The sequence below is a fragment of the Microbispora sp. CSR-4 genome, assembly GCF_008033685.1.
Taxonomy (GTDB): Bacteria; Actinomycetota; Actinomycetes; order Streptosporangiales; family Streptosporangiaceae; genus Microbispora.
Window position 1 is genome coordinate 345,024 of record NZ_VJVX01000001.1, and the last position, 19,925, is coordinate 364,948.

Consider the following 19,925-nt stretch of genomic DNA (forward strand, 5'->3'; position numbering starts at 1 on the left):
TTTCTACTGACGATAGGCGATGACGTGGATCTGGGTGGCGATGTCGCGGAGCACGGGATGGGTGGCCGCCGCCCGCTCCAGCGCCACGAGGCCCTCGGGGTCGCTCTCGGCCAGCATGCCCGGCACGAGGTCGGCGAAGATCCGCACGCCCTGCACCTCGCCGACGGTGAACCCGGCGCCGGACAGCAGCTCGCCCAGCGTCTCACGGGAGAAGCGGCGCGGCGTGGGGTCGCGGTCGCCCCAGCGGCCCGCCGGGTCGGACAGCACCCGGCGCGCCTCGTCGAAGTGGCCGGCCAGCGAGCGGTGGACGGCCGCGGCGACCGAGTTGGCGGCCAGCACGCTCACCACGCCGCCGGGCCGCAGGATGCCGCCGACCGCGCCCAGCGCACCCGCCGGGTCCTCGACGTACTCCAGCACGCTGTGACACAGCACCAGGTCGGCGCTGCCGGGCGCCAGCAGGTCGCCGAGGTCGGCGGCGTCGCCCTGCAGGCCCTTCACGCCGACGCCCGTCTCGGCGGCGCGGCGCTCCAGTGCGGCCAGCGAGTCGGGGGTCGAGTCGACCACCGTCACGGTGTGCCCGAGCGTGGCCAGCGGCACGGCGAAACCGCCCGTGCCACCGCCGGCGTCGACGATGTCGAGCGTCTCGCGCCCGGTGGCGGCCGTCCGCTCGGCCAGGAGCGCGCGCAGCGCCTCCCAGACGACGGCGCGGCGTGTGGCGTCACGCACTTGCGGCCTCCCTGTCGGGCCTCTCGGAGCTGTCGGCCTCCCGGACCGCCTTGGCCGCCCGGGATGCCGGGCCGCCGGTCGGGCCGAGGGACCGTGGGATCAGAGCGAAAGCGAGGGCTTGAGCTGCTTGAAGCGGGCCAGCAGCCCGTTGACGAACTGCGGCGACTCGTCGGTCGACAGCTCCGCGGCCAGATGCACCCACTCGCTGATGACCACGCCCTCCGGAACCTCCTCCGACCACAGCATCTCGTAGGTCCCGCCGCGCAGGACGTTGCGGTCCACGGCCGGCATGCGCTCCAGGGTCCAGCCCTCGGCGTACGTCGAGATCAGCTCGTCGATGCGGTCCAGATGCCGGACCACGCCCTCGACGATGAAGGAGGTGTACTCGTTGACCGGCGGGTCGGCCCGCTCAACCCGCTCGGCGAGCACGTTGAGCGGGCTCAGCTGCCGGGCCTCGGCCTCGAAGAGAATGTCCAGCGCGCGGCGGCGGGCCTTCCCCCGAGCCGACACGTCAGGCCCGACCGAGGTACTCGCCGGTGCGAGTGTCGACCTTGACCTTCTCGCCGGTCGTGATGAAGAGCGGGACCTTGATCTCGGCACCGGTCTCCAGGGTGGCGGGCTTGGTGCCGCCGGTGGAGCGGTCGCCCTGCAGGCCCGGCTCGGTGTGCGAGATCGTCAGCTCGACGGCCGCCGGGAGGTCGACGTACAGCGGGTTGCCCTCGTTGAACGCGACGGTCGCGGTCGTGTTCTCCAGCATGTAGTTGGCCGCGGTGCCCACCACGTCGCGCGGGACGTTGACCATGTCGTAGGTCTCGGTGTCCATGAACACGAAGTCGTCGCCGTCGAGGTAGGAGTACTGCATGTCGCGCTTGTCGACGTTCGCCACGTCGACCTTCACGCCGGCGTTGAAGGTCTTGTCCACGACCTTGCCGGACAGGATGTTCTTGAGCTTGGTGCGGACGAACGCGCCGCCCTTACCCGGCTTGACGTGCTGGAACTCGACAACGGTCCACAGCTCCCCACCGTCGAGCTTGAGCACGAGTCCGTTCTTCAGGTCGTTCGTCGTCGCCACGTAGCGTCTCCCGCGTGCGGCTGCCCTACAGGACGAGCAGCTCCTTGGTCGTCAGTGTGAGAAGCTCCGGCCCGTCAGCACGCGTCACAAGCGTGTCCTCGATGCGCACACCGCCCCTGCCCGGAAGATAGACCCCCGGCTCGACGGTGATCGGAACTCGATCCTCTAGTCTACCGGTCTTGCCAGGGCCCAGGAACGGCAGCTCGTGGATCTCCAGGCCGACTCCGTGACCCAGCCCGTGACCGAACCGCTCGGCGTGACCCGCCTCGGCGATCACGTCGCGCGCGGCGGCGTCCACCTCGTGCGCCGTCGCCCCCGCCCGTACGGCGTGGCGGCCCGCGCGCTGGGCCTGCCGTACGAGGTCGTGGAGGTCGCGCTGCCAGGCGGCGGGCGGACCCACCGCGACCGTGCGGGTCATGTCCGCGTGATAACCGTCATAACGGGCGCCGAAGTCCATGGTCACCAGGTCGCCCCGCTCGACCGGCCGGTCGGAGGGCGAGTGGTGCGGGATCGAGCCGTTGGGGCCGCTCGCCACGATGGAGTCGAAGGCCGGCTTGTCGGCGCCGAGCTCGACCATCGCGGCCTCCAGCCACCGGGCGATCTGCCGCTCGGTGACGCCGGGGGCGATGCGCTCCACGACCAGCGAGAACGCCTCGTCGGTGATCGCGCAGGCGCGGCGCAGCGCGGCGATCTCCCCTTCGTCCTTCACGGACCTGACGGCCTCCACGAGGCCGCCGGCCGGATGGAGGGCGGCATGCTCGGCGGCCAGCCGCTGGAACAGCCCCACCGGCATGTGGTCGGCCTCCACCGCGATCCGCGCCGCGGCGGGCACGCGGCCGAGCAGGGCCCCCGCGACGTCACGCTCCTGCGTCACCTCGATGCCCGAGCACACCGCCTGTGCCGTCTCCAGGTAACGCGAGTCGGTGGCGAGCGCGGCCTCACCCGTCGCAGTGACGAGCACGGCGGCGTTGGAGCTGCTCAGGCCGGTCAGGTAGCGGACGTTGACCGGCCAGGTGACCAGGGCGGCGGCCGCGTCGTGCTCGGGGAGCGCCGCGGCCAGCCGCGCGCGGCGGGATTCGTACGTCACGTCCCGGACTTTACGCCCACCCGGCGGCACTCACACGCCGCGGCCGAGGAGGCCGCGGGGCCCGAGCCCACCGAGATCGTCGAGCGGGGCGGGCCGCCAGGCGTGCGGGCAGGGACGACCTTGCAACGTATGCCGCTCACGCGAGGTGACCCGCCCGGCATGCACCCGTGCCGTCCACGCGGGTGAGCCGTGGCGGCGCGGCGCGGGCCGCCCAGGCGACGCGGGCGGCCCAGACGCTCACGAGGCGCGGGCAGGTCAGGCGGCGCGGGCGGCTCAGGCGGCCATGTCCTTGATCTTCTCGATGAGCTTGACGCGCTCCTCATGCGTGGGGGCCATGGGTGCGACGTTGAGCGTGGTGACCCCGGCCTCGCGCAGCGCGGCCAGCCGCTCCCGCACGTGGCCCTCCGAGCCGACCAGGGACACCCGCTCCAGCAGCTCCCTGGGCACCAGCGCCTCGGCCTCCTTCTTCCTGCCCTCCAGGTAGAGGTCCTGGATCTGCTCGGCCTCCTTCTCGTAGCCGTAGCGGCGGGCGAGGTCGTTGTAGAAGTTCCTGCCCTTGGCGCCCATGCCGCCGATGTAGAGGGCGGCCATGGAACGGCCCAGCTCAAGCACGCCCTCGACATCGTCGCCGATCGCGAGCACGGCCTGCGCGATCACGTCCAGCTCGCCGAGAGCGGGGTCCCTGCGCTCGCGGCCGGCGGCCAGCGAGGGGCCCCACACCTCGCCTGCCTTCTCCGGCATGTAGAAGATCGGCTCCCAGCCCTCGGCCAGCTCGGCGGCGAGCTCCACGTTCTTCGGCCCGATGGCGGCGATCACGATCGGGACGCGCTCGCGCACCGGGTGGTTGATCAGCTTGAGCGGCTTGCCGAGGCCGGTGCCGCCCTCCAGGGGCAGCGTGTAGTGCTTGCCGGAATACTCCAGCCGCTCGCGCCGCCACACCTTGCGGCAGATCTCGATCACCTCGCGGGTGCGGCCGAGCGGCGCGGTGTACGGCACGCCGTGGAAGCCCTCGATCACCTGCGGGCCGGAGGCGCCGATGCCGAGGGTGAACCGCCCGTCGGAGACGTAGTCGAGGCCGGCGGCCGTCATGGCCAGCAGGGCCGGCGTGCGGGAGTAGATCGGCAGGATGCCCGAGGCGATCTGCAGCCGCTCGGTCCTCGCCGCGATGTAACCGAGCTGGCTGACGGCGTCGAAGCTGTACGCCTCGGCCACGAACACGATGTCGAGCCCGGCCTTCTCGTAGTCGGCCAGCTCGGCGACGGTCTCCTTGAAGCCCCCCGAGTAGTTGAGGGCCATACCGATCCGCATCCGCTTCGTCCTTCCGCGCGTGAACCCGCCAGTAACCGAATGATGTTCCACACTCGGGTCCCAAGGCTAGCCAGCCGGAAGGGCCGTGACCACCGTCAGGCGCGGCGGCCGACGCCTCCGAGCACCGGCAGGAAGCCGCCGCGCAACGGCAGCGCGTCGAGCTCGGGGCGCCACTCGTTCAGCGGCACCGTGCCCGGCTCGACCAAGTCGAAGCCGTCGAAGAACCGGGCGATCCGCGCCGCCGGCCTGGCCTCGAAGGGCGCGTTGGCCCTGCCGTACACGCCGCCCGCGGCGGCCATCGCCTCCGGAACGGGGTCGGAGCAGGCGTGCGAGATGACGATGTGGCTTCCGGAGGGAAGCACTTCGCGGTAGGCCGCCACGATCCCCTCCGGGTCCTCCTCGTCCGGCACGAAGTGGAGGCAGGCCACCAGCAGCAGCGCGACGGGCCGGTCGAAGGCGATACCGGCCGCCGACGCCGCGGCGACGATCTCCTCGGGCCCGCGCAGGTCGCCCTCCAGGAAGCGCACCCGCGGATCGCCCTCCAGCAGTGCCCGCGCGTGCGCCGCCACCACCGCGTCGTTGTCCACGTACGTCACGAGCGAGTCGGGCGCGTGCTCCAGCGCGATCTCGTGGACGTTGCCCTGCGTCGGCAGCCCGGCGCCCAGGTCGAGGAACTGGCGGATGCCGCACTCGGCCGCCAGGTAGCGCACGGCCCGGCCGAGGAACGCGCGGTTCTCCCGCACGGCCTCCCGTACGTGCCCCTCGGACAGCTCGATGATCCGCTCGGCCGCCGCCCGGTCGGCCGGGAAATGGTTCTTGCCGCCCAGGTAGTAGTCGTACATGCGGGCGACGTTGGGCTGAGTGACGTCGAACCCGGGCGCCTGCTCCGTCATGACAACGCTCCCTGCTCCGCCGGACTGCTTTTGCGATCATTGTGACGGAGCTCACCATCGGCGGCGAATCGGGCAAATCACTCCTTGCTGAGTCGCCGCAGGTCATCCGGGGTGTCGATATCCGCAGGAGCGCCCACGTCGTCGCAGGGCACGGCCGTCACCAGCTCCGGGTGCGCGCGCAGGAAGGGCCGCGCGCCCACGTCGCCCTCGGCGAGCGCGGCCACCTCCGCCAGGTGCTCGCGCGCGACGAGCACCGGGTTGCGCGGCGCTCCGCCGTACGCCGCGACGGCGACACGGGCGCCCGCCTCGAACGCGGCGATCAGCCGGCGCCCCGCCTCGGGCCGCACCAGCGGCTGGTCGGCCAGCGCGATCACCACGGCGGGGGCGGACGGCGGCAGCGCGCGCAGCCCGGCCCGCAGCGACGACCCCATGCCGGACGCCCACCCGGGATTGCGCACGACGACCGCGCCCGCGACCGGCACGTCGGCGGCCCCGAGCACGATCAGCACCGGGCGGCACCCGCCCTCGGCCAGCAGCCGCACCCCGCGGTCGGCCAGCCGCTCCCCCTCGAACTCCACCAGCGCCTTCGGCATGCCGAGCCGGCTGCCGCCCCCGGCGGCCAGCAGCAGCCCCGCGACCGCCGCGCCGCTCACCGCGGCTCGCCGTGGATGCGCCCCGACGTCTCGCTGAGCGGCCTGCCGGTGCCGCCCCAGCGAAGCCGGATCAGCTCGGCCGCGATCGACACGGCCGTCTCCTCCGGCGTACGCGCCCCGAGGTCGAGCCCGATCGGCGACCTCAGCCGGGCCAGCTCGTCCTCGGTCAGGCCCGCCTCGCGCAGCCGCGCCAGCCGGTCCTCGTGCGTGCGCCGCGACCCCATCGCCCCGACGTACGCCGCGGGGGTGCGCAGCGCCACCTCCAGCAGCGGCACGTCGAACTTCGGGTCGTGGGTGAGCACGCAGATCACGGTGCGCTCGTCGACCTCGACGCCGGACAGATAGTCGTGCGGCCAGGCCACCACGACCTCGTCGGCCTCGGGGAACCGCTTGGCCGTGGCGAAGACCGGCCGCGCGTCGCACACGACCACGTGGTAGCCGAGGAAGCGCCCGATCCGCGCCACGGCAGCGGCGAAGTCGATCGCGCCGAAGACCAGCATGCGCGGCGGCGGCGCGAACGACTGCACGAACACCCGCAGGTCGTCCAGCCGCCGCTCGCCCTCGGGGCCGTAGCGCCGCACGCCGGTCAGGCCCTGCGCGAGCATGCCGCGCACGTCGTCGTCCACCGCGTCGTCGAGCCGGGCCGAGCCGAGCGAGCCCGCCGCCCGGTCCGGCCAGACCACGCGCCGCGCCCCCACGCGTCCGGGGCCCGCGACGATCGTGGCCACGGCGACCGGACGCCGCGCGGCGACGTCCGCGGCGACCTCTCCGAGCTGCGGATAGTCCTGTCTGGAGACCGGCTCCACGAACACGTCGATGATCCCGCCGCAGGTGAGGCCGACCGCGAAGGCGTCGTCGTCGCTCACGCCGTACCGCTCCAGCACCGGCGTCCCGGTCGCGACGACCTGCGCGGCGAGCTCGTAGACCGCTCCCTCGACGCAGCCGCCCGACACGCTGCCGGCCGCTTCGCCGTCGAGGACGGCCATGGCCGCGCCGGGCGGGCGCGGCGCGCTGCGGAAGGTCTCGACGACGGTGGCGAGGCCGAACCGCCGCCCCTGCTCCCACCAGCGCAGCACCTGGTCGAGCACGTCACGCATCGGCCCCTCCCCTCCCCCCGGCCCGCACGGGCCGGTCGCCGGCCAGCAGCGCGGCCAGCTCCTCGTACGCGGCCAGGCTGTGCCCCGCGACGAAGTCCGTCACATAGGGCAGCGCCGCGCGGATGCCCGCGGTGAGCGGCCGGTACGCCGGGTCGCCCTTGTGCGGGTTGACCCACACGACGCGGCGGGCCAGCCGGGACAGCCGGGCCATCTGCACGCCCAGCAGGCCCGCCTCGCCCCGCTCCCAGCCGTCGGAGGCGATCACGACGATCGCGCCCCGGGGATCGGGCAGGCGCAGCAGCGCCCGCACCTCCTCCCCCAGCCGGGTGCCGCCGCTCCAGTCCGGGATGGCCGCCGAGCACTCGTCCATGGCGTGGCCGGGGTCGCGATGGCGCAGCGCGGCGGTGATCCTGGTGAGCCGGGTGCCGATGCTGAACACCTCGGTCGCCCGCGGCTCCGCGCGCACCAGCGCGTGGGCGAAGCGCAGCAGCGTGTCGGCGTAGGCGGCCATCGAGCCGCTGACGTCCACGAGCATGACGACCCGCCGCGGCCGTTCCCGGCGCACGCGGCGGCGCAGCCGCGCCGGTTCCCCGCCGTGCCGAAGGATCTCCCTGACCGTGCGCCGCGCGTCGATCGCGCCGCCGTGGGGCGACGGGCGGTGGCGGCGCGTCCTGCGCGGCTGCCGCGCACCGCGCAGCAGCGCGAGCAGGCGGTGCACCTGCCGCCGCTCGGCCTCGCTCATCCGCGCCACGTCCCGGTGCCGCAGCACCTCGATCTCGCTCGCCGTGGCCGGGGGCGCGCCCTGCTCGTCACCCTGCTCGCCCGTCGTTTCCCGCTCCCTTCCGCCGTACGGCGACGCCACCGGGCGGGTCACGGACACGGTCATCGCGCGTACGCGGTGCGGCGGGGCGGAGGCGGCGGAGAAGTAGGCCGCGAAGCAGTGGTCGTAGCGCGCCAGGTCGTCGGGCCCGGCGCACAGGGTGAGACGGCCGGCCCAGTAGACGTCCCGCCCGTCGGCGGCGTCGAGGTGGCCGAGCGCGGCCAGGAAGGTCCGCGTGCGATGGTGGTCGGCCGCGACCCCCGCGGCCCGCAGCGTGCGGACGAACCCGGTCAGCACCGCGACCGGTTCGGGGCCGCCGGGCGGCGCGAGCGGGCCCGTGCGGCGGCCGGTCACGGGGGCGTCGTCAGCCACGGCCGCCGTCCGGCGTGAGCAGCCCCCGGGCGCGGACGGTCTCCTGGTCCTCCCGGTGCTTGAGCACCGCGCCCAGCGTCGCGGCGGCCAGGGCCGGATCGAGCTCGACCGCGCCGAGCGTGAGCAGCGCCTCGGCCCAGTCGAGGGTCTCGGCGATGCCCGGCGGCTTGACCAGGCCCGCCTCGCGCATCCGGCCCGCCGTCCGCGCCACGTCGGCCGCGAGCCGCTCCGCGCATCCGGGCAGGCGCCGCCGCAGGATCGCCACCTCCCGGTCGAACCCGGGGTGCTCCAGCCAGTGATACAGACAGCGCCGTTTGAGGGCGTCGTGCACCTCGCGGGTGCGGTTGGAGGTCAGGACGACGACCGGCGGGGTCGCCGCGCGGATCGTCCCGATCTCCGGCACCGAGATCGTGAAGTCGGACAGCACCTCCAGCAGGAACGCCTCGAACTCGTCGTCGGCCCGGTCGATCTCGTCCACCAGCAGCACGCTGGGCTGGGTCTCCAGTGCCCGCAGCAGCGGCCTCGCGATGAGGAACCGCCGGCCGTAGATCTCGCCCTCCAGCGCGGCGACGTCGGCCGCGCCCGCCGCCTCGGCCGCCTTGAGATGCAGAAGCTGCCGGGGGAAGTCCCAGTCGTACAACGCCTGCGCCGCGTCGAGCCCCTCGTGGCACTGCAACCTGATCAGCGGCGCGCCGAGGATCGCCGCCAGCGTCTTGGCCAGCTCGGTCTTGCCGACGCCCGCCTCGCCTTCCAGGAACAGCGGTCTGCCCATCTTCAGGGCGAGGTAGGCCGCGGTCGTCACGCCCTCGTCGGCCAGGTAGTCATGGTGGTCGAGCAACTCCGCCAGCGTCGCCGGCGCGTCGAGGTCCGAGATCGTGGTCGTCCGCCGCAGCACACGGCCAGGCTACGTGGCGGCGTTCCGCGAGGCTCTGGCCGATTCCACCAAAGCCGGACGGGCCGGGTGGGGTCGCGTCACCACGATCGCACAGACCCGTCCGGTCCTACTCCGGATCAGTGCCGAGCACGGCGTCCAGCAGGCCGGGGAAGCGGTCGTCGAGGTCCTCCCTGCGCAGGCTCACGTATCGCTGCCTGCCCTCGGGCACGTTGCGGACGACACCGGCCTCACGGAGGGTCTTCAGGTGGTGCGACAGCGTCGACTTCGGCACCTCTCCTCCCGTGGGCTGGCACGCGGCCACCTCCAGCGGCCCCTGCGCGAGCCGCCGTACGAGCGCCAGCCGCGAAGGGTCGCTGAGCGCGAACAGCACGTCGGTCAGCACCAGGCTCGCGGCGTCGGGGTGGGGCAGGTCCCGGGTTCCAGGCATAGTTCGATAATAGTTGAACTATCGCGCGCCGCGCCGTACGGCGTGACGACCCGGAACGCACCGCCACCCCGGCCTCGTCCTCCTCATGGCCGCCCGGGAGCGTACGGCCCGAGCCGGCTCAGCGCTCGCCGCGCAGGGCTTCGGCGGAGTAGCCCGCGATCTCCTGGTATCGCTGGGAGATCGCGGCCGGCTCCTCCACCTTGATCACGTCGTCGATGGACTCGAACGGCCGGTCGCCGGTCCCCTGCCACACCTCGCGGATGATCACGTCCGGCGGCATGCTCCGGTTGGCCAGCACGACCTGCGCCGTCACGGGCCACGTTCGACGCCGAGGTGGTGCACAACTTCCGCGACATCGGCGCCTCCATCGCGTCCGGCTACCCGGTGGACGGGATGATCGTGATCCCGTGCAGCGTCAAGACGCTCGGCGCAATCGCCTCGGGCGTGTCGGAGAACCTGCTGGTGCGGGCCGCCGACGTGACCCTCAAGGAACGCCGGCGGCTCGTGCTGTGCGTGCGCGAGACGCCGCTGCACCTGGGACACCTGTGGGCGATGGTCACCGCGACCGAGATCGGCGCGATCATCGCACCCCCGATGCCTGCCTTCTACTCCAATCCGGAGTCGCTGGACGACGTGGTGGACCACATCGTGGCCCGGGCGCTGTCGCTGATCGGCGTGCACGTGCCCGCCGCGCCACCGTGGCAGGGCACCCCCGCCTCGGCGACGCGTACCGGCGATCAGGAGCGGCCCGGCGACGCGGACCCGGCGACCGTGCTGGGACGTCCCGCCTGGTAGGCCGCCCGCCCATTGGTTCGGCAGAGGCCCGGACGAGCGGGTGGTCCCGCAGCGCTCAGGCCCGGCACCGTTCAGATCAGGCACCGTTCAGGTCCGGCAGCGCTTAGGTCCGCGGCACCGTTCAGGTCCGGCAGCGCTTAGGTCCGCGGCACCGTTCAGGTCCGGCAGCGCTTAGGTCCGCGGCACCGTTCAGGTCAGGCACCGTTCAGGTCAGGCACCGGTTAGGTTCGGCGCATGACCGATGATCGGAGCCTGCCCCGGCCCGGCTGCCTCAGCGGCTCGCCCGCCGGGCGGGCGCTGGCCGCCGAGCTGGAGGCCCGCTGGGCCGAACCGCACCGGCGCTATCACACAACGGCCCACCTGCGGGCGGTCCTGGCCGCGATCGAGCCGCTCGCCGCCCAGGCCCGGGACGCCGACGCCGTACGGCTGGCCGCGTGGTTCCACGACGCCGTCTACGAGGGGCGGCCCGGGTGGGACGAGGAGCGCAGCGCCCAGCTCGCCCAGGCCCGGCTGCCCGCCTGCGGCCTGCCCGCGGAGCGGGTGCGCGAGGTGGCCCGGCTCGTACGGCTCACGGCGGGGCACGCCTACGAGCCCGGCGACGTGAACGCGGCCGTCCTGTGCGACGCCGATCTGGCGATCCTCGCGGCGCCGCCCGGCGCCTACGAGGCGTACGCGAGAGCCGTACGCGAGGAGTATCGGCACGTGCCGGACGAGGCGTTCCGGATCGGACGTGCCGGGGTGCTGCGGGAGTTGCTCGGCAAGCCCCGCCTGTTCGGCACTCCGGTGGGCAGGGACCTGTGGGAGGCGCGGGCCCGCGAGAACGTCGCCGCCGAGCTGGCCGCGCTCTGACCAGCGCACGCACACGGCGGCTCGCCGGCCGACGCCTTTACGATGTAGATCAGGCGCGGGTCTTCGGGCGGCGCAGGCCGGACGCGCGCAGGCGGCGCACCAGCTCCTGGCTGCCGACGGGCTCGGCACCGAGGAACACGGCCCGGTCGTAGACCGTCTCCGGCACGTCGTAGTGGTCCCGGTCGAAGGCGCGCTCTGGCACGCCGAGCAGGCGGGCGAAGTCGTGCAGCTCCTCCAGCGAGGAGTCGCTGACCAGATGGGACCACAGCAGGCCCCGGGGTCCCGGCCAGTTCGGCCGGTCGATCAGCACCGCCATGCGCCCCTCCCCCGGGCCCGTCGCACGACCCGCGGCGGCGGAGCACCCGACCGCGCTGCGGGTCCGGGGGTCGTCCCCCGTGTCGTCCCGGGTGAGCATAGTGCGCGGCCCCGGCCAGCACCCCGCCGCCCGCCCCCTGGGATACGGCAGCCGACGCCGCGACCGAGGAACCCCGATCGGATCCGGAATCAGAGCGAATTCGCAGGGGAATCGGCGCGGAATTCGGAGCGCGTCCGGCCGGACCCGGCTCGAATTCGGACCGGAATCAGCGCGGACCCGATGCGGGCCCAGCGCGGATTCCGGGCGAATTCAGCGCGGCTCAAGGGCGGATTCCAGGCGGGATGACAGATCGCCGGATAACGCGCCGGCAACCCCCGTGGACCGCCCCAGCGGGGATCGCCTCCTAGCACTTCCCCGCAACGCGCTTACATTTGGGACAGCATTTGAACTTGCGGTGGTTTGTGCATCGATAAGTGCACCTGGGCGGCTTCGGGTTCGTGTAGGCATCGCCGGGAGCCGCCCGCGTGACGGTCGCGTCACCCACGCCCGCCGATGCGGGAGACGCCGTGGCCGGCCAGAGCGCGATCGTGCCGAGCAGCGCCGAGCCGACGATGATGCTCAATCGCCCATCTCGCATGACCTTTCCCCTCTCCATCAAGCCGCGACGCGGCGGTTTGGGCTATTTCTCCCTCATTGTCCAAATTTGCTACGAGAGGCGTCCAGCCCGTCGCCCGCCATCGCGCATGATCCAGGGAAAATCCGATGCGAATCCGGATGCGGCGATTGGCAGGGATCGACGAATGAGGGGCCGGTTCGGCTCCGGCATGGCCCCCGGTTTCCACCGACGTGGGATCTACGTCTGCACGATGGACCTCACCGGGCCGGGCCCGACTCCCCGGCGGCTTCGCCCGCACGTCCCGCGCTTTCGCCATGCCGACCGTGCGGCGGCCGCAAAATGTCCGTCCGGCCACGGCATGGAAAGCGCCCCGACCCGGCAAAGACCCGCATAGTCGCCGTCTGGGCGGCAACCGTCGGGAGCCAGGGTCACAGGAGGCAGGGGTCACGGGGGAAGACGATGGCTGCACGAACTGTCCGGTCCGTTACCGCGCTCGCGGCGGCGGCCGTGCTGACGGCGGCGCTGCTCGCCGGCTGCGGCGGCGGCACGACCACCGTCGTCCCGGTGTCCGGCGGCGCGGCCAGCCCGGTGGCCGGGGGTGCCGCCGTGGCCGGCCCGGCGGCGGTCGCCACGCCGACCGCCGCCGAGACCGAGGACGACTCGCCATGCCCGACCGGCGGCAACGTCAAGAAGTTCGCCAAAACGCGGTTCGCACTGCACGCGGGTCTCGCACTCGGCGCCTTCCACCGCTACATCTACAAACCGCTACGCAGCGGCGGCTTCAAGGCCGGGGCCGACAAGCGCAAGCGCACGATCGCCAAGGCCGCGATCGCCGGCGTCTTCGCCCTGCACCAGCTGAAGGTCGCCAAGCGCTTCGCCAGGGCCAATCCGACCCTGTGCAGGGCCGTCGAGGGCGTCAGCTCCCGTTTCAAGACGCTGGCAGGCAAACTGCACGACGGCACCGCCACGCCGGCCGACATCGCCGCAGGCAAGAGCTCGATCGACGGCCTGCAGCGCGACGCGTTGCGGACCGGCTACAAGTTCAAGGAGCAGAACGTCACCATCCCCGGGTGAGCCGCGGATGACGATGCCGCCGGCGCGCGCCGGTCAGCCCGTACGTGAACGTCTGCGGTGCCGCGCGCAGCAGACCGTGGTGGTCGACGCCGTTCATCCAGTCCTGTTCCATCAGCCGGGCATAGGCCGCCCGCTCGTCCTCGGTCATCTCCGGCAGGTCCTTCTCGGCGGGGAAGCCGAGACCGCTGATGATGTAGACGCCGACGACGTTGTCCGGCGCCGCCTTGGCCAGCTCCGGGGCGACATAGGCCCCGAAGTCCCGGCCCTGCGTGCCGTAGCGCTCAGGTGGCACGCCGGCTCGGCGCCGCCGCGGGGAGCGTCGAGCCGATCGACGACCACAGCTGCCGCCTGCGCGGGTGGGCCGACACCCTGGAGTGGCTCGCGTCGCGTCTGCTCATGCTCGGCTGCGCGTTCGAGGTGCACGAGCCGCCGGAACTGCGGGCGTATCTGCGCGAGCTGAGCGCCCGTGCCGCTCGCGCCGCGACACCCGGCGATTAACCCATTGACTTGGTAGGAAATGTGGGCAACGCTGGTGGCGAACCCTTCGTCGTCAACAGCGAGGTGTGTCCATGTCCGTCGTCGAACTCCAGGGCGAGTTAGGAGGCGAGTTAGGAGGCGCGGTCCGGGCGGATCCCCGGCCGCGTCCCCGCTCCGCCACGGCCCGCGGCCCGCGGAGGGGGTGGCACAGGTGGATCAGTCCCCTCGTCGTCGTGCTGCTGTGGCAGCTCGCCAGCACGCTCGGGCTGCTGCCCGCCCGGTTGCTCGCCGCCCCGTCGCAGATCGCCGTGACCGCGCTCGACCTGGTGGGCTCGGGGACGCTGCCCACGGCGATCGCGGTGTCCCTCGAACGGGTGCTCCTCGGCTTCGCCGCCGGCGCGGTCGCGGGCGTCGGCCTCGCGCTGGTCGCCGGGCTGAGCCGGGCGGGTGAAAACGCCGTCGACCCGCTCATGCAGATGCTCCGGGCCCTGCCGTTCTTCGGCCTGATCCCGCTGTTCATCCTCTGGTTCGGGATCGGGGAGACGCCCAAGGTGCTGCTGGTGGCGCTCGCCGTCTCCTTCCCGCTCTACCTCAACACGTTCTCGGGCATCCGGGGCGTGGACGGCAAGCTCGCCGAGGTCGCCCGTACGCTGCGGCTCGGCCGGGCCGCGCTCGTACGGCACATCGTGCTGCCCGGCGCGCTCCCCCAGACGCTCGTCGGGCTGCGGCAGAGCCTCGGAGTGGCCTGGCTGGCGCTGATCGTGGCCGAGCAGGTCAACGCCGACGCCGGCCTCGGCTACATGATCAACGACGCGCGGGAGTTCCTGCGTACCGACGTGATCGTGGTCGGCCTTCTCGTCTACAGCGCGCTCGGCCTGCTCACCGACGCCCTGGTCCGGCTCCTGGAAAGGAGGGCGCTGGTATGGCGGCGCGAGTTCCTGTCCCGGTGAGCGGCCCGGTGAACAGCACCGTGAACAGCGCGGTGACCGGCGCGGCGGACACCCCCGTGAACGGCACGGTGACCGGCGCTGCGGACGCCCCGGTGAACGCTTCGGTGACCGGCGCTGCGGACGCCCCGGTGAACGCTTCGGTGAGTGGCACGGCGGTGGCCACCGTACGCGGGCTCACCCGGCGTTTCGGCGACCGCACCGTGCTCGACGCCCTCGACCTCACGATCGGACGCGGCGAGTTCGTCGCGCTCCTCGGCCGCAGCGGCTCGGGCAAATCCACGCTGCTGCGCGCGCTCGCCGGCCTGGACGAGGAGGTCGAGGGCCGCCTGGAGGTGGACGGCTCGGTGGCCGTGGCCTTCCAGGAGCCCCGGCTGGTGCCGTGGAAGCGGGTGCGCGACAACCTCACGCTGGGCCTCGACGCGCCCGACCCGGCCGCCCGGGCGGAGGCGGCACTGGCCGAGGTGGGCCTGACCGACCGCGCGCGAGCCTGGCCGCTGACCTTGTCCGGCGGCGAGGCGCAGCGGGCGAGCCTGGCCCGCGCGCTCGTCCGCGAGCCGAGGCTGCTGCTGCTCGACGAGCCGTTCAGCGCGCTCGACGCGCTGACCCGGATCACCGTGCACCGCCTGGTGCTCGACCTGTGGGCGGCGCACGGCCCGGCCGTGCTGCTGGTGACCCACGACGTGGACGAGGCGCTGCTGCTGGCCGACCGGATCCTGGTGCTCGACGGCGGACGCCTCGCCCACGAGTGGGCCGTCACCGCGCCGCGGCCCCGGCACCGCGACCACCCCGACCTGCTCACCCTGCGCGCGGCCCTGCTGTCCGCGCTGGGCGTCACCCCGGAGGGACCCGCATGACCAGGAGACCGCTCGCCGCGCTGCTGATCGTCCTGGCGGCCGTCACGGCCTGCTCCTCGACGGGACAAAGCACGTCAGGAGGGAACGACGGGCAGGCCACGGGCCGCGTCACCCTCCGGGTCGGCGACCAGAAGGCCGGCTCGGAGGCCCTGCTCAAGGCCGCGGGGCTGCTCGACGGCACCTCCTACGCGATCACGTTCTCGCAGTTCACCTCGGGGCCGCCGCTGCTGGAGGCGGTCAACGCCGGGGCGGTCGACATCGGCGGCGTCGGCAACACCCCGCCCGTCTTCGCCGCCGCCGCGGGCTCGAAGATCAAGATCGTCGCCGCGTACCGGCAGAGCGCCAAGGGGTCGGCGATCCTCGTCCCCAGCGGGTCCGCGATCACCTCTCCGGCCCAGCTCAAGGGCAAGAAGGTCGCGGTGGCCAAGGGCAGCTCCGCCCACTACCACCTGCTGGCCGTCCTGAAGAAGGAGGGCCTGTCGTTCAAGGACATCCAGCCGCAGTATCTCCAGCCCGCCGACGCCCTGGCGGCGTTCTCGTCCGGCACCGTCGACGCCTGGGCCATCTGGGACCCCTTCACCTCGCAGGCCGAGATCCAGCACAAGGCGCGGCTGCTGGTCGACGGCGCGGGCATCGTCAACGGGCTGAACTTCCAGGTGGCCGCTCCCGCCGCGCTCGACGACCCGGGCAGGCGGGCCGCGATCGACGACTTCCTCACCCGTCTCGCCAAGGCGCGGAACTGGGCCGCCGGCCATCTGGACGAGTGGGCGAAGGTGTGGGCGCAGGAGACGGGCCTGCCGGTCGAGGTGGCGAACGCCGCCGTCGCCAACGCCGTGGCCACCCCGATCGTGATCGACGACGCGGTCGTCGCCTCGGAACAGGAGATCGCCGACGCGTTCACCGCCGAGGGCCTCGTGCCGGGCGCCATCACCTTCTCCCAGTTCGTCGACGACCGCTTCAACGACGTCGTCAGGAAGGCGCAGCAATGAGATTCCACTGGTTCCTGCCCACCTCGGGCGACGGCCGCTCCATCACCGGCGGCGGCCACGGCCTGGCGCGCCGGCACGGCCAGGCGAGGGCCGCCGTGTCCCGGCCGCCGACGGTCGACTACCTGGCACAGGTGGCCCGCGCGGCCGAACAGGCCGGGTTCGAGGCGGTGCTCACCCCCACGGGCACCTACTGCGAGGACGCCTGGCTGGTCACCGCCGCGCTCACCCAGGTGACGACCCGGCTGAAGTTCCTGGTCGCGTTCCGGCCGGGGGCGCTGTCCCCGACGCTCGCGGCGCAGATGGCCGCCACCTACCAGCGGATCTCCGGCGGCCGGCTGCTGCTGAACGTGGTGACCGGTGGTGAGGCGGCCGAGCAGCGGCGGTTCGGCGACCACCTGGGCAAGGACGAGCGGTACGCGCGGACCTCCGAGTTCCTGTCGATCGTGCGCGGCGCCTGGGACGGTCCGTTCGACTTCAGAGGCAACTATTACGAGGTCGAGGGGGCGACGGTCGCCGAGCGGCCCGACCCCGTGCCCGAGCTGTACTTCGGCGGCTCCTCGGCCGCCGCGGGCCCGGTCGCGGCCCGGCACGTGGACGTCTATCTCACCTGGGGCGAGCCGCCGTCCCAGGTCGCGGCCAAGCTCGACTGGATGCGCGAGCTGGCCGCCGCCGAGGGCCGCACGCTGCGCTTCGGCATCCGGCTGCACGTGATAACCAGGGACACCTCCAAGGAGGCGTGGGCGGAGGCCGGGCGGCTGCTCGACCAGATCTCCCCCGAGGACATCGCGTCGGCGCGGGCGATCCTGTCCCGCAGCGAGTCGGTCGGCCAGCAGCGGATGCTCGCCCTCCACGAGGGCTTCCGCGGCGGCAGGGCCAGGGACCTGGAGATCCACCCCGGGCTGTGGGCGGGGGTCGGCCTGGTGCGCGGCGGCGCGGGCACCGCGCTCGTCGGCAGCCACGCCGAGGTCGCCGATCTCGTGGAGGAGTACGCCTCACTCGGCGTGGAGGAGTTCGTCCTGTCGGGCTATCCGCACCTGGAGGAGGCCTTCTGGTTCGGCGAGGGCGTGCTGCCCGAGCTGCGCCGCCGCGGTGTGCTCGGCGCCGGCGAGCCCGTACGGCTCAGCGCCTGACGGCGTCACCCGCCGGGGCTCCATGGCCGTGGCAGGAGGCCCGTGACAGGAGGCCCCGTGACAGGAGGCCCCGTAACGGAAGGTCTCGTCACAAGCGGTCAGGAGCCCCGCCGTCCAACGGGCGGTCCGGCCCCCGTCGCCGTCAGAGGCGGTCGGGGGCCTCGCCGCGTTCGCGGATCAGGGCGGTGAGCTGGGCCCCCGCCCGCCGCGATCGTTTCCGCTCGGTGCTCTGGATGCCCATCGCCCCCAGGCTGACCCCGTTCGCGAGGTCCAGCTTGGGCCAGGGGTCGCCCTCCCCCATGGTGACGTCCAGCACCTCGGCCCACTCGAAGCGGTGGACCCGCAGGGCGTTCACCACCGTGATCCCCTTCTCGTCGGCCGTGACCCGCAGGCGGCCGAGCAGGTGGAGCACGCACGCCACCGCCACGCCGAACACCACCATGCCCACCCGGTCCGGCAGCCCGAACTGCTCGGGCAGGCCGACGGCGAGCAGGATCGAGCCGATCACCATCACCGCCGCCATGCCGTACGCGATGATCGTCGTGATGCGGGGACGCCACGTGACGGGCAGCGGCGGCGCGCTCTCAGGCATGACGACCCCCGCGAGCCGGCACGGCGAGGCGGCGTACGGCGTCCCCGGCCTGCGGGACCGTGGGCGGATACTGCGTGATCACCAGTCAAGTCTTCCCGGCTCGGCGCTGCGGATGCGAGGGCCGCGGCTTCGAGGCTGTGGCTTCAAGGCTGTGGCTTCGAGGCCGCGGCTTCGCGGACTGCGGTTCAGGTGACCGGGCGAGGTCGGCCGGCGAGGCCGCGGAGGAGGAGGGCGGTCTCCAGGGCGGCGATCGTCGCCTCATACCCCTTGTCCTCCTTGCTGCCCGGCACGCCGGACCGGTCAACCGCTTGATCAAGGGTGTCACAGGTGAGCACCCCGTTGCCCACCGGGGTCGACTCGTCGAGCGAGACCCTGGTCAGTCCCGCGGTCACCGAGTCGCAGACGTAGTCGAAGTGGGCCGTCTCCCCCCGGATCACCACGCCGAGCGCGACGACGGCGTCGCAACGCCGGGCCAGGGCCTGCGCGACCACCGGGATCTCCAGCGACCCGGCCACACGGGCCGTGACGACGGCCGCGCCGCTGTCGCGCGCCGCCTGCTCCGCCCGCGCGAGCAACTGGTCGGTGATCTTCTCGTGCCACCGGGCCGCGACGATGCCGACGGTCAGCCCGCCCGCGTCCACCGCCGCCGCGTCCGGTCGTCCGACGCCGCTCATGAGGCCTCCTTGCCGAAGTGTTCGCCGTGGATGTCGCGGGGCACGTCGCCCGAGATCTCGTGACCGAGCCGGTCACGCTTGGCGGTCAGATACTTCTCGTTGTAGGGGTTCATCGCCACCGGCATGGGCTCGCGGCCCAGGACCTTGATGCCGTACCCGTCCATGCCCCGCACCTTGGCCGGGTTGTTGGTCAGCAGCCGCACCGACTTCACGCCGAGGTCGGCGAGCATCTGCCCGGCGTTGGAGAACTCCCGGGCGTCCACCGGAAGCCCCAGCTCCAGGTTGGCGTCGACGGTGTCGCTGCCGTTGTCCTGCAGGCTGTAGGCCCGCAGCTTGGCCAGCAGGCCGATGCCGCGTCCCTCGTGGCCGCGCAGGTAGACGATCACGCCGCGCCCGTTCTCGGCGATCATGCGCATGGCGGTGTCGAGCTGCACGCCGCAGTCGCAGCGCAGCGAGCCGAGCACGTCGCCGGTGAGGCATTCCGAGTGCGCCCGGACGAGCACGTTCTCGCCGTCCTCGATGTCGCCGTACACCAGCGCGACGTGCTCGCCGCCGTCGAGCGCGCTGGCGTAGCCGTACGCCCGCCAGACGCCGTAGCGGTTGGGGATGCGCGTCTCGGCGACCCTGGTGACCATGCTCTCGGACCTGCGGCGGTGCTCGATGAGCTGCTCGATCGACACGAGCGCGAGGTCGTGCTCGTCGGCGAACTCGCGCAGGCGGGGCAGGCGGGCCATCGTGCCGTCGTCGTTGACAATCTCGGCGAGCGCGCCGGCCGGGGTCAGCCCGGCGAGCCTGGCGAGGTCGACCGACGCCTCGGTGTGCCCGGGCCGCGCCAGCACGCCGCCCTCGCGGTAACGCAGCGGGAAGATGTGCCCCGGCCGGACCAGCTCGTACGGCTCGGTGGCCGAGTCGCACAGCGTCCTGATCGTCTTGGCCCGGTCGGCGGCGGAGATGCCCGTGGTCACCCCGTCCCTGGCGTCCACGCTGATCGTGTACGCGGTGCGCAGGCGTTCGCGGTTGTCCTGCACCATCAGCGGCAGGCCGAGCCGGTCGAGCGTGGCGCCCTCCATGCCGACGCAGATGACGCCGCTCGTGTAGCGGATCATGAAGGCGACCAGCTCCGGCGTGGCCTTCGACGCCGCGAAGATGAGGTCGCCCTCGTTCTCACGGTTCTCGTTGTCCACCACCACGACGGGCTTGCCGTCCCTGATGTCGTTGACGGCCCGCTCGATCGGATCCAGCCTGATCCCGCTCATGGG

At 73.0% G+C, this 19,925-nt stretch carries 25 protein-coding genes; 8 read left to right on the top strand and 17 right to left on the bottom strand.

Annotated elements, in window-relative coordinates:
• Positions 1-3 precede the first annotated feature (3 nt).
• From FLV34_RS01585 to FLV34_RS01640, 12 genes are all read right to left on the bottom strand, one after another.
• On the bottom strand, positions 4-726 hold the full coding sequence (locus FLV34_RS01585) for a methyltransferase domain-containing protein (protein ID WP_142645006.1): 723 nt from the start codon (positions 724-726) through the stop codon (positions 4-6).
• Positions 727-825: 99 nt separating this feature from the next.
• Positions 826-1,236: a transcription antitermination factor NusB gene (gene nusB / locus FLV34_RS01590; RefSeq protein ID WP_142645005.1), complete on the bottom strand. Its 411-nt coding sequence runs from the start codon at positions 1,234-1,236 to the stop codon at positions 826-828.
• 1 nt (position 1,237) lies between these two features.
• Positions 1,238-1,798 (bottom strand): elongation factor P, encoded by a 561-nt coding sequence (efp, locus tag FLV34_RS01595; protein ID WP_142645004.1) that lies wholly within the window; start codon positions 1,796-1,798, stop codon positions 1,238-1,240.
• A 25-nt stretch (positions 1,799-1,823) separates the two neighbouring features.
• On the bottom strand, positions 1,824-2,885 hold the full coding sequence (locus FLV34_RS01600; RefSeq protein ID WP_142645003.1) for a Xaa-Pro peptidase family protein: 1,062 nt from the start codon (positions 2,883-2,885) through the stop codon (positions 1,824-1,826).
• A gap of 273 nt (positions 2,886-3,158) precedes the next feature.
• Complete coding sequence (locus FLV34_RS01605; protein ID WP_142645002.1) at positions 3,159-4,193, bottom strand: LLM class F420-dependent oxidoreductase; 1,035 nt, start codon at positions 4,191-4,193, stop codon at positions 3,159-3,161.
• 95 nt (positions 4,194-4,288) lie between these two features.
• Positions 4,289-5,086 (bottom strand): SAM-dependent methyltransferase, encoded by a 798-nt coding sequence (locus FLV34_RS01610; protein WP_147942195.1) that lies wholly within the window; start codon positions 5,084-5,086, stop codon positions 4,289-4,291.
• A gap of 77 nt (positions 5,087-5,163) precedes the next feature.
• Positions 5,164-5,739 carry an NTP transferase domain-containing protein gene (locus tag FLV34_RS01615; protein ID WP_261985611.1) on the bottom strand — a complete coding sequence of 192 codons (576 nt, stop codon included), beginning with the start codon at positions 5,737-5,739 and terminating at the stop codon, positions 5,164-5,166.
• A complete protein-coding gene (locus tag FLV34_RS01620) occupies positions 5,736-6,836 on the bottom strand; it encodes an XdhC/CoxI family protein (RefSeq protein ID WP_147942196.1) in 1,101 nt (366 codons plus the stop codon). The genes FLV34_RS01615 and FLV34_RS01620 overlap by 4 nt, the downstream gene beginning before the upstream one ends.
• The gene (locus FLV34_RS01625) at positions 6,829-8,028 is read right to left on the bottom strand and encodes a VWA domain-containing protein (RefSeq protein WP_261985612.1); all 1,200 of its coding nucleotides are present in this window, start codon (positions 8,026-8,028) and stop codon (positions 6,829-6,831) included. Before FLV34_RS01625 ends, FLV34_RS01620 begins: the two co-directional genes overlap by 8 nt.
• Positions 8,021-8,923 carry a MoxR family ATPase gene (locus FLV34_RS01630; RefSeq protein ID WP_147942197.1) on the bottom strand — a complete coding sequence of 301 codons (903 nt, stop codon included), beginning with the start codon at positions 8,921-8,923 and terminating at the stop codon, positions 8,021-8,023. The genes FLV34_RS01625 and FLV34_RS01630 overlap by 8 nt, the downstream gene beginning before the upstream one ends.
• Before the next feature lie 106 nt (positions 8,924-9,029).
• Positions 9,030-9,350 carry a helix-turn-helix transcriptional regulator gene (locus tag FLV34_RS01635; RefSeq protein ID WP_142644998.1) on the bottom strand — a complete coding sequence of 107 codons (321 nt, stop codon included), beginning with the start codon at positions 9,348-9,350 and terminating at the stop codon, positions 9,030-9,032.
• Between the two features lie 118 nt (positions 9,351-9,468).
• The gene (locus FLV34_RS01640) at positions 9,469-9,663 is read right to left on the bottom strand and encodes a hypothetical protein (protein ID WP_147942198.1); all 195 of its coding nucleotides are present in this window, start codon (positions 9,661-9,663) and stop codon (positions 9,469-9,471) included.
• 20 nt (positions 9,664-9,683) lie between these two features.
• Between FLV34_RS01640 and FLV34_RS01645 the strand changes: the two genes are divergently transcribed.
• Positions 9,684-10,145: a UbiX family flavin prenyltransferase gene (locus FLV34_RS01645; RefSeq protein WP_142644996.1), complete on the top strand. Its 462-nt coding sequence runs from the start codon at positions 9,684-9,686 to the stop codon at positions 10,143-10,145.
• Between the two features lie 234 nt (positions 10,146-10,379).
• Complete coding sequence (locus FLV34_RS01650; RefSeq protein WP_142644995.1) at positions 10,380-10,994, top strand: metal-dependent phosphohydrolase; 615 nt, start codon at positions 10,380-10,382, stop codon at positions 10,992-10,994.
• 49 nt (positions 10,995-11,043) lie between these two features.
• Here FLV34_RS01650 and FLV34_RS01655 read toward each other — a convergent pair whose 3' ends face one another.
• The gene (locus tag FLV34_RS01655; RefSeq protein ID WP_147942199.1) at positions 11,044-11,310 is read right to left on the bottom strand and encodes a DUF4031 domain-containing protein; all 267 of its coding nucleotides are present in this window, start codon (positions 11,308-11,310) and stop codon (positions 11,044-11,046) included.
• 1,075 nt (positions 11,311-12,385) lie between these two features.
• Here FLV34_RS01655 and FLV34_RS01660 point away from each other — a divergent pair.
• The gene (locus FLV34_RS01660) at positions 12,386-13,000 is read left to right on the top strand and encodes a hypothetical protein (protein ID WP_147942200.1); all 615 of its coding nucleotides are present in this window, start codon (positions 12,386-12,388) and stop codon (positions 12,998-13,000) included.
• Here the strand turns inward: FLV34_RS01660 and FLV34_RS01665 are convergent.
• Positions 12,984-13,292 carry a hypothetical protein gene (locus tag FLV34_RS01665; RefSeq protein WP_222709384.1) on the bottom strand — a complete coding sequence of 103 codons (309 nt, stop codon included), beginning with the start codon at positions 13,290-13,292 and terminating at the stop codon, positions 12,984-12,986. The genes FLV34_RS01660 and FLV34_RS01665 overlap by 17 nt on opposite strands.
• Between FLV34_RS01665 and FLV34_RS01670 the strand changes: the two genes are divergently transcribed.
• From FLV34_RS01670 to FLV34_RS01690, 5 genes are all read left to right on the top strand, one after another.
• A complete protein-coding gene (locus FLV34_RS01670; protein ID WP_147942201.1) occupies positions 13,286-13,498 on the top strand; it encodes a WYL domain-containing protein in 213 nt (70 codons plus the stop codon). The two genes, FLV34_RS01665 and FLV34_RS01670, sit on opposite strands and share 7 nt — an antisense overlap.
• 71 nt (positions 13,499-13,569) lie before the next feature.
• On the top strand, positions 13,570-14,427 hold the full coding sequence (locus FLV34_RS01675) for an ABC transporter permease (RefSeq protein ID WP_142644991.1): 858 nt from the start codon (positions 13,570-13,572) through the stop codon (positions 14,425-14,427).
• A gap of 128 nt (positions 14,428-14,555) precedes the next feature.
• Positions 14,556-15,281, top strand: a complete 726-nt coding sequence (locus FLV34_RS01680; RefSeq protein ID WP_142645218.1) for an ABC transporter ATP-binding protein — start codon at positions 14,556-14,558, stop codon at positions 15,279-15,281.
• Positions 15,278-16,270 carry an ABC transporter substrate-binding protein gene (locus FLV34_RS01685; RefSeq protein WP_142644990.1) on the top strand — a complete coding sequence of 331 codons (993 nt, stop codon included), beginning with the start codon at positions 15,278-15,280 and terminating at the stop codon, positions 16,268-16,270. Before FLV34_RS01680 ends, FLV34_RS01685 begins: the two co-directional genes overlap by 4 nt.
• Positions 16,267-17,400 carry an LLM class flavin-dependent oxidoreductase gene (locus FLV34_RS01690; RefSeq protein ID WP_142644989.1) on the top strand — a complete coding sequence of 378 codons (1,134 nt, stop codon included), beginning with the start codon at positions 16,267-16,269 and terminating at the stop codon, positions 17,398-17,400. The genes FLV34_RS01685 and FLV34_RS01690 overlap by 4 nt, the downstream gene beginning before the upstream one ends.
• A gap of 142 nt (positions 17,401-17,542) precedes the next feature.
• On the opposite strand, the gene FLV34_RS01695 is transcribed toward FLV34_RS01690, so the two are convergent.
• The 3 genes from FLV34_RS01695 to FLV34_RS01705 form a co-directional block, all read right to left on the bottom strand.
• Entirely contained in the window at positions 17,543-17,992 is a 450-nt protein-coding gene (locus tag FLV34_RS01695; RefSeq protein WP_147942202.1) for a PH domain-containing protein, read from the bottom strand.
• 185 nt (positions 17,993-18,177) lie between these two features.
• Positions 18,178-18,666, bottom strand: a complete 489-nt coding sequence (ribH, locus tag FLV34_RS01700; protein ID WP_142644987.1) for a 6,7-dimethyl-8-ribityllumazine synthase — start codon at positions 18,664-18,666, stop codon at positions 18,178-18,180.
• The gene (locus tag FLV34_RS01705) at positions 18,663-19,922 is read right to left on the bottom strand and encodes a bifunctional 3,4-dihydroxy-2-butanone-4-phosphate synthase/GTP cyclohydrolase II (protein WP_142644986.1); all 1,260 of its coding nucleotides are present in this window, start codon (positions 19,920-19,922) and stop codon (positions 18,663-18,665) included. Before FLV34_RS01705 ends, ribH begins: the two co-directional genes overlap by 4 nt.
• Positions 19,923-19,925 lie beyond the last annotated feature (3 nt).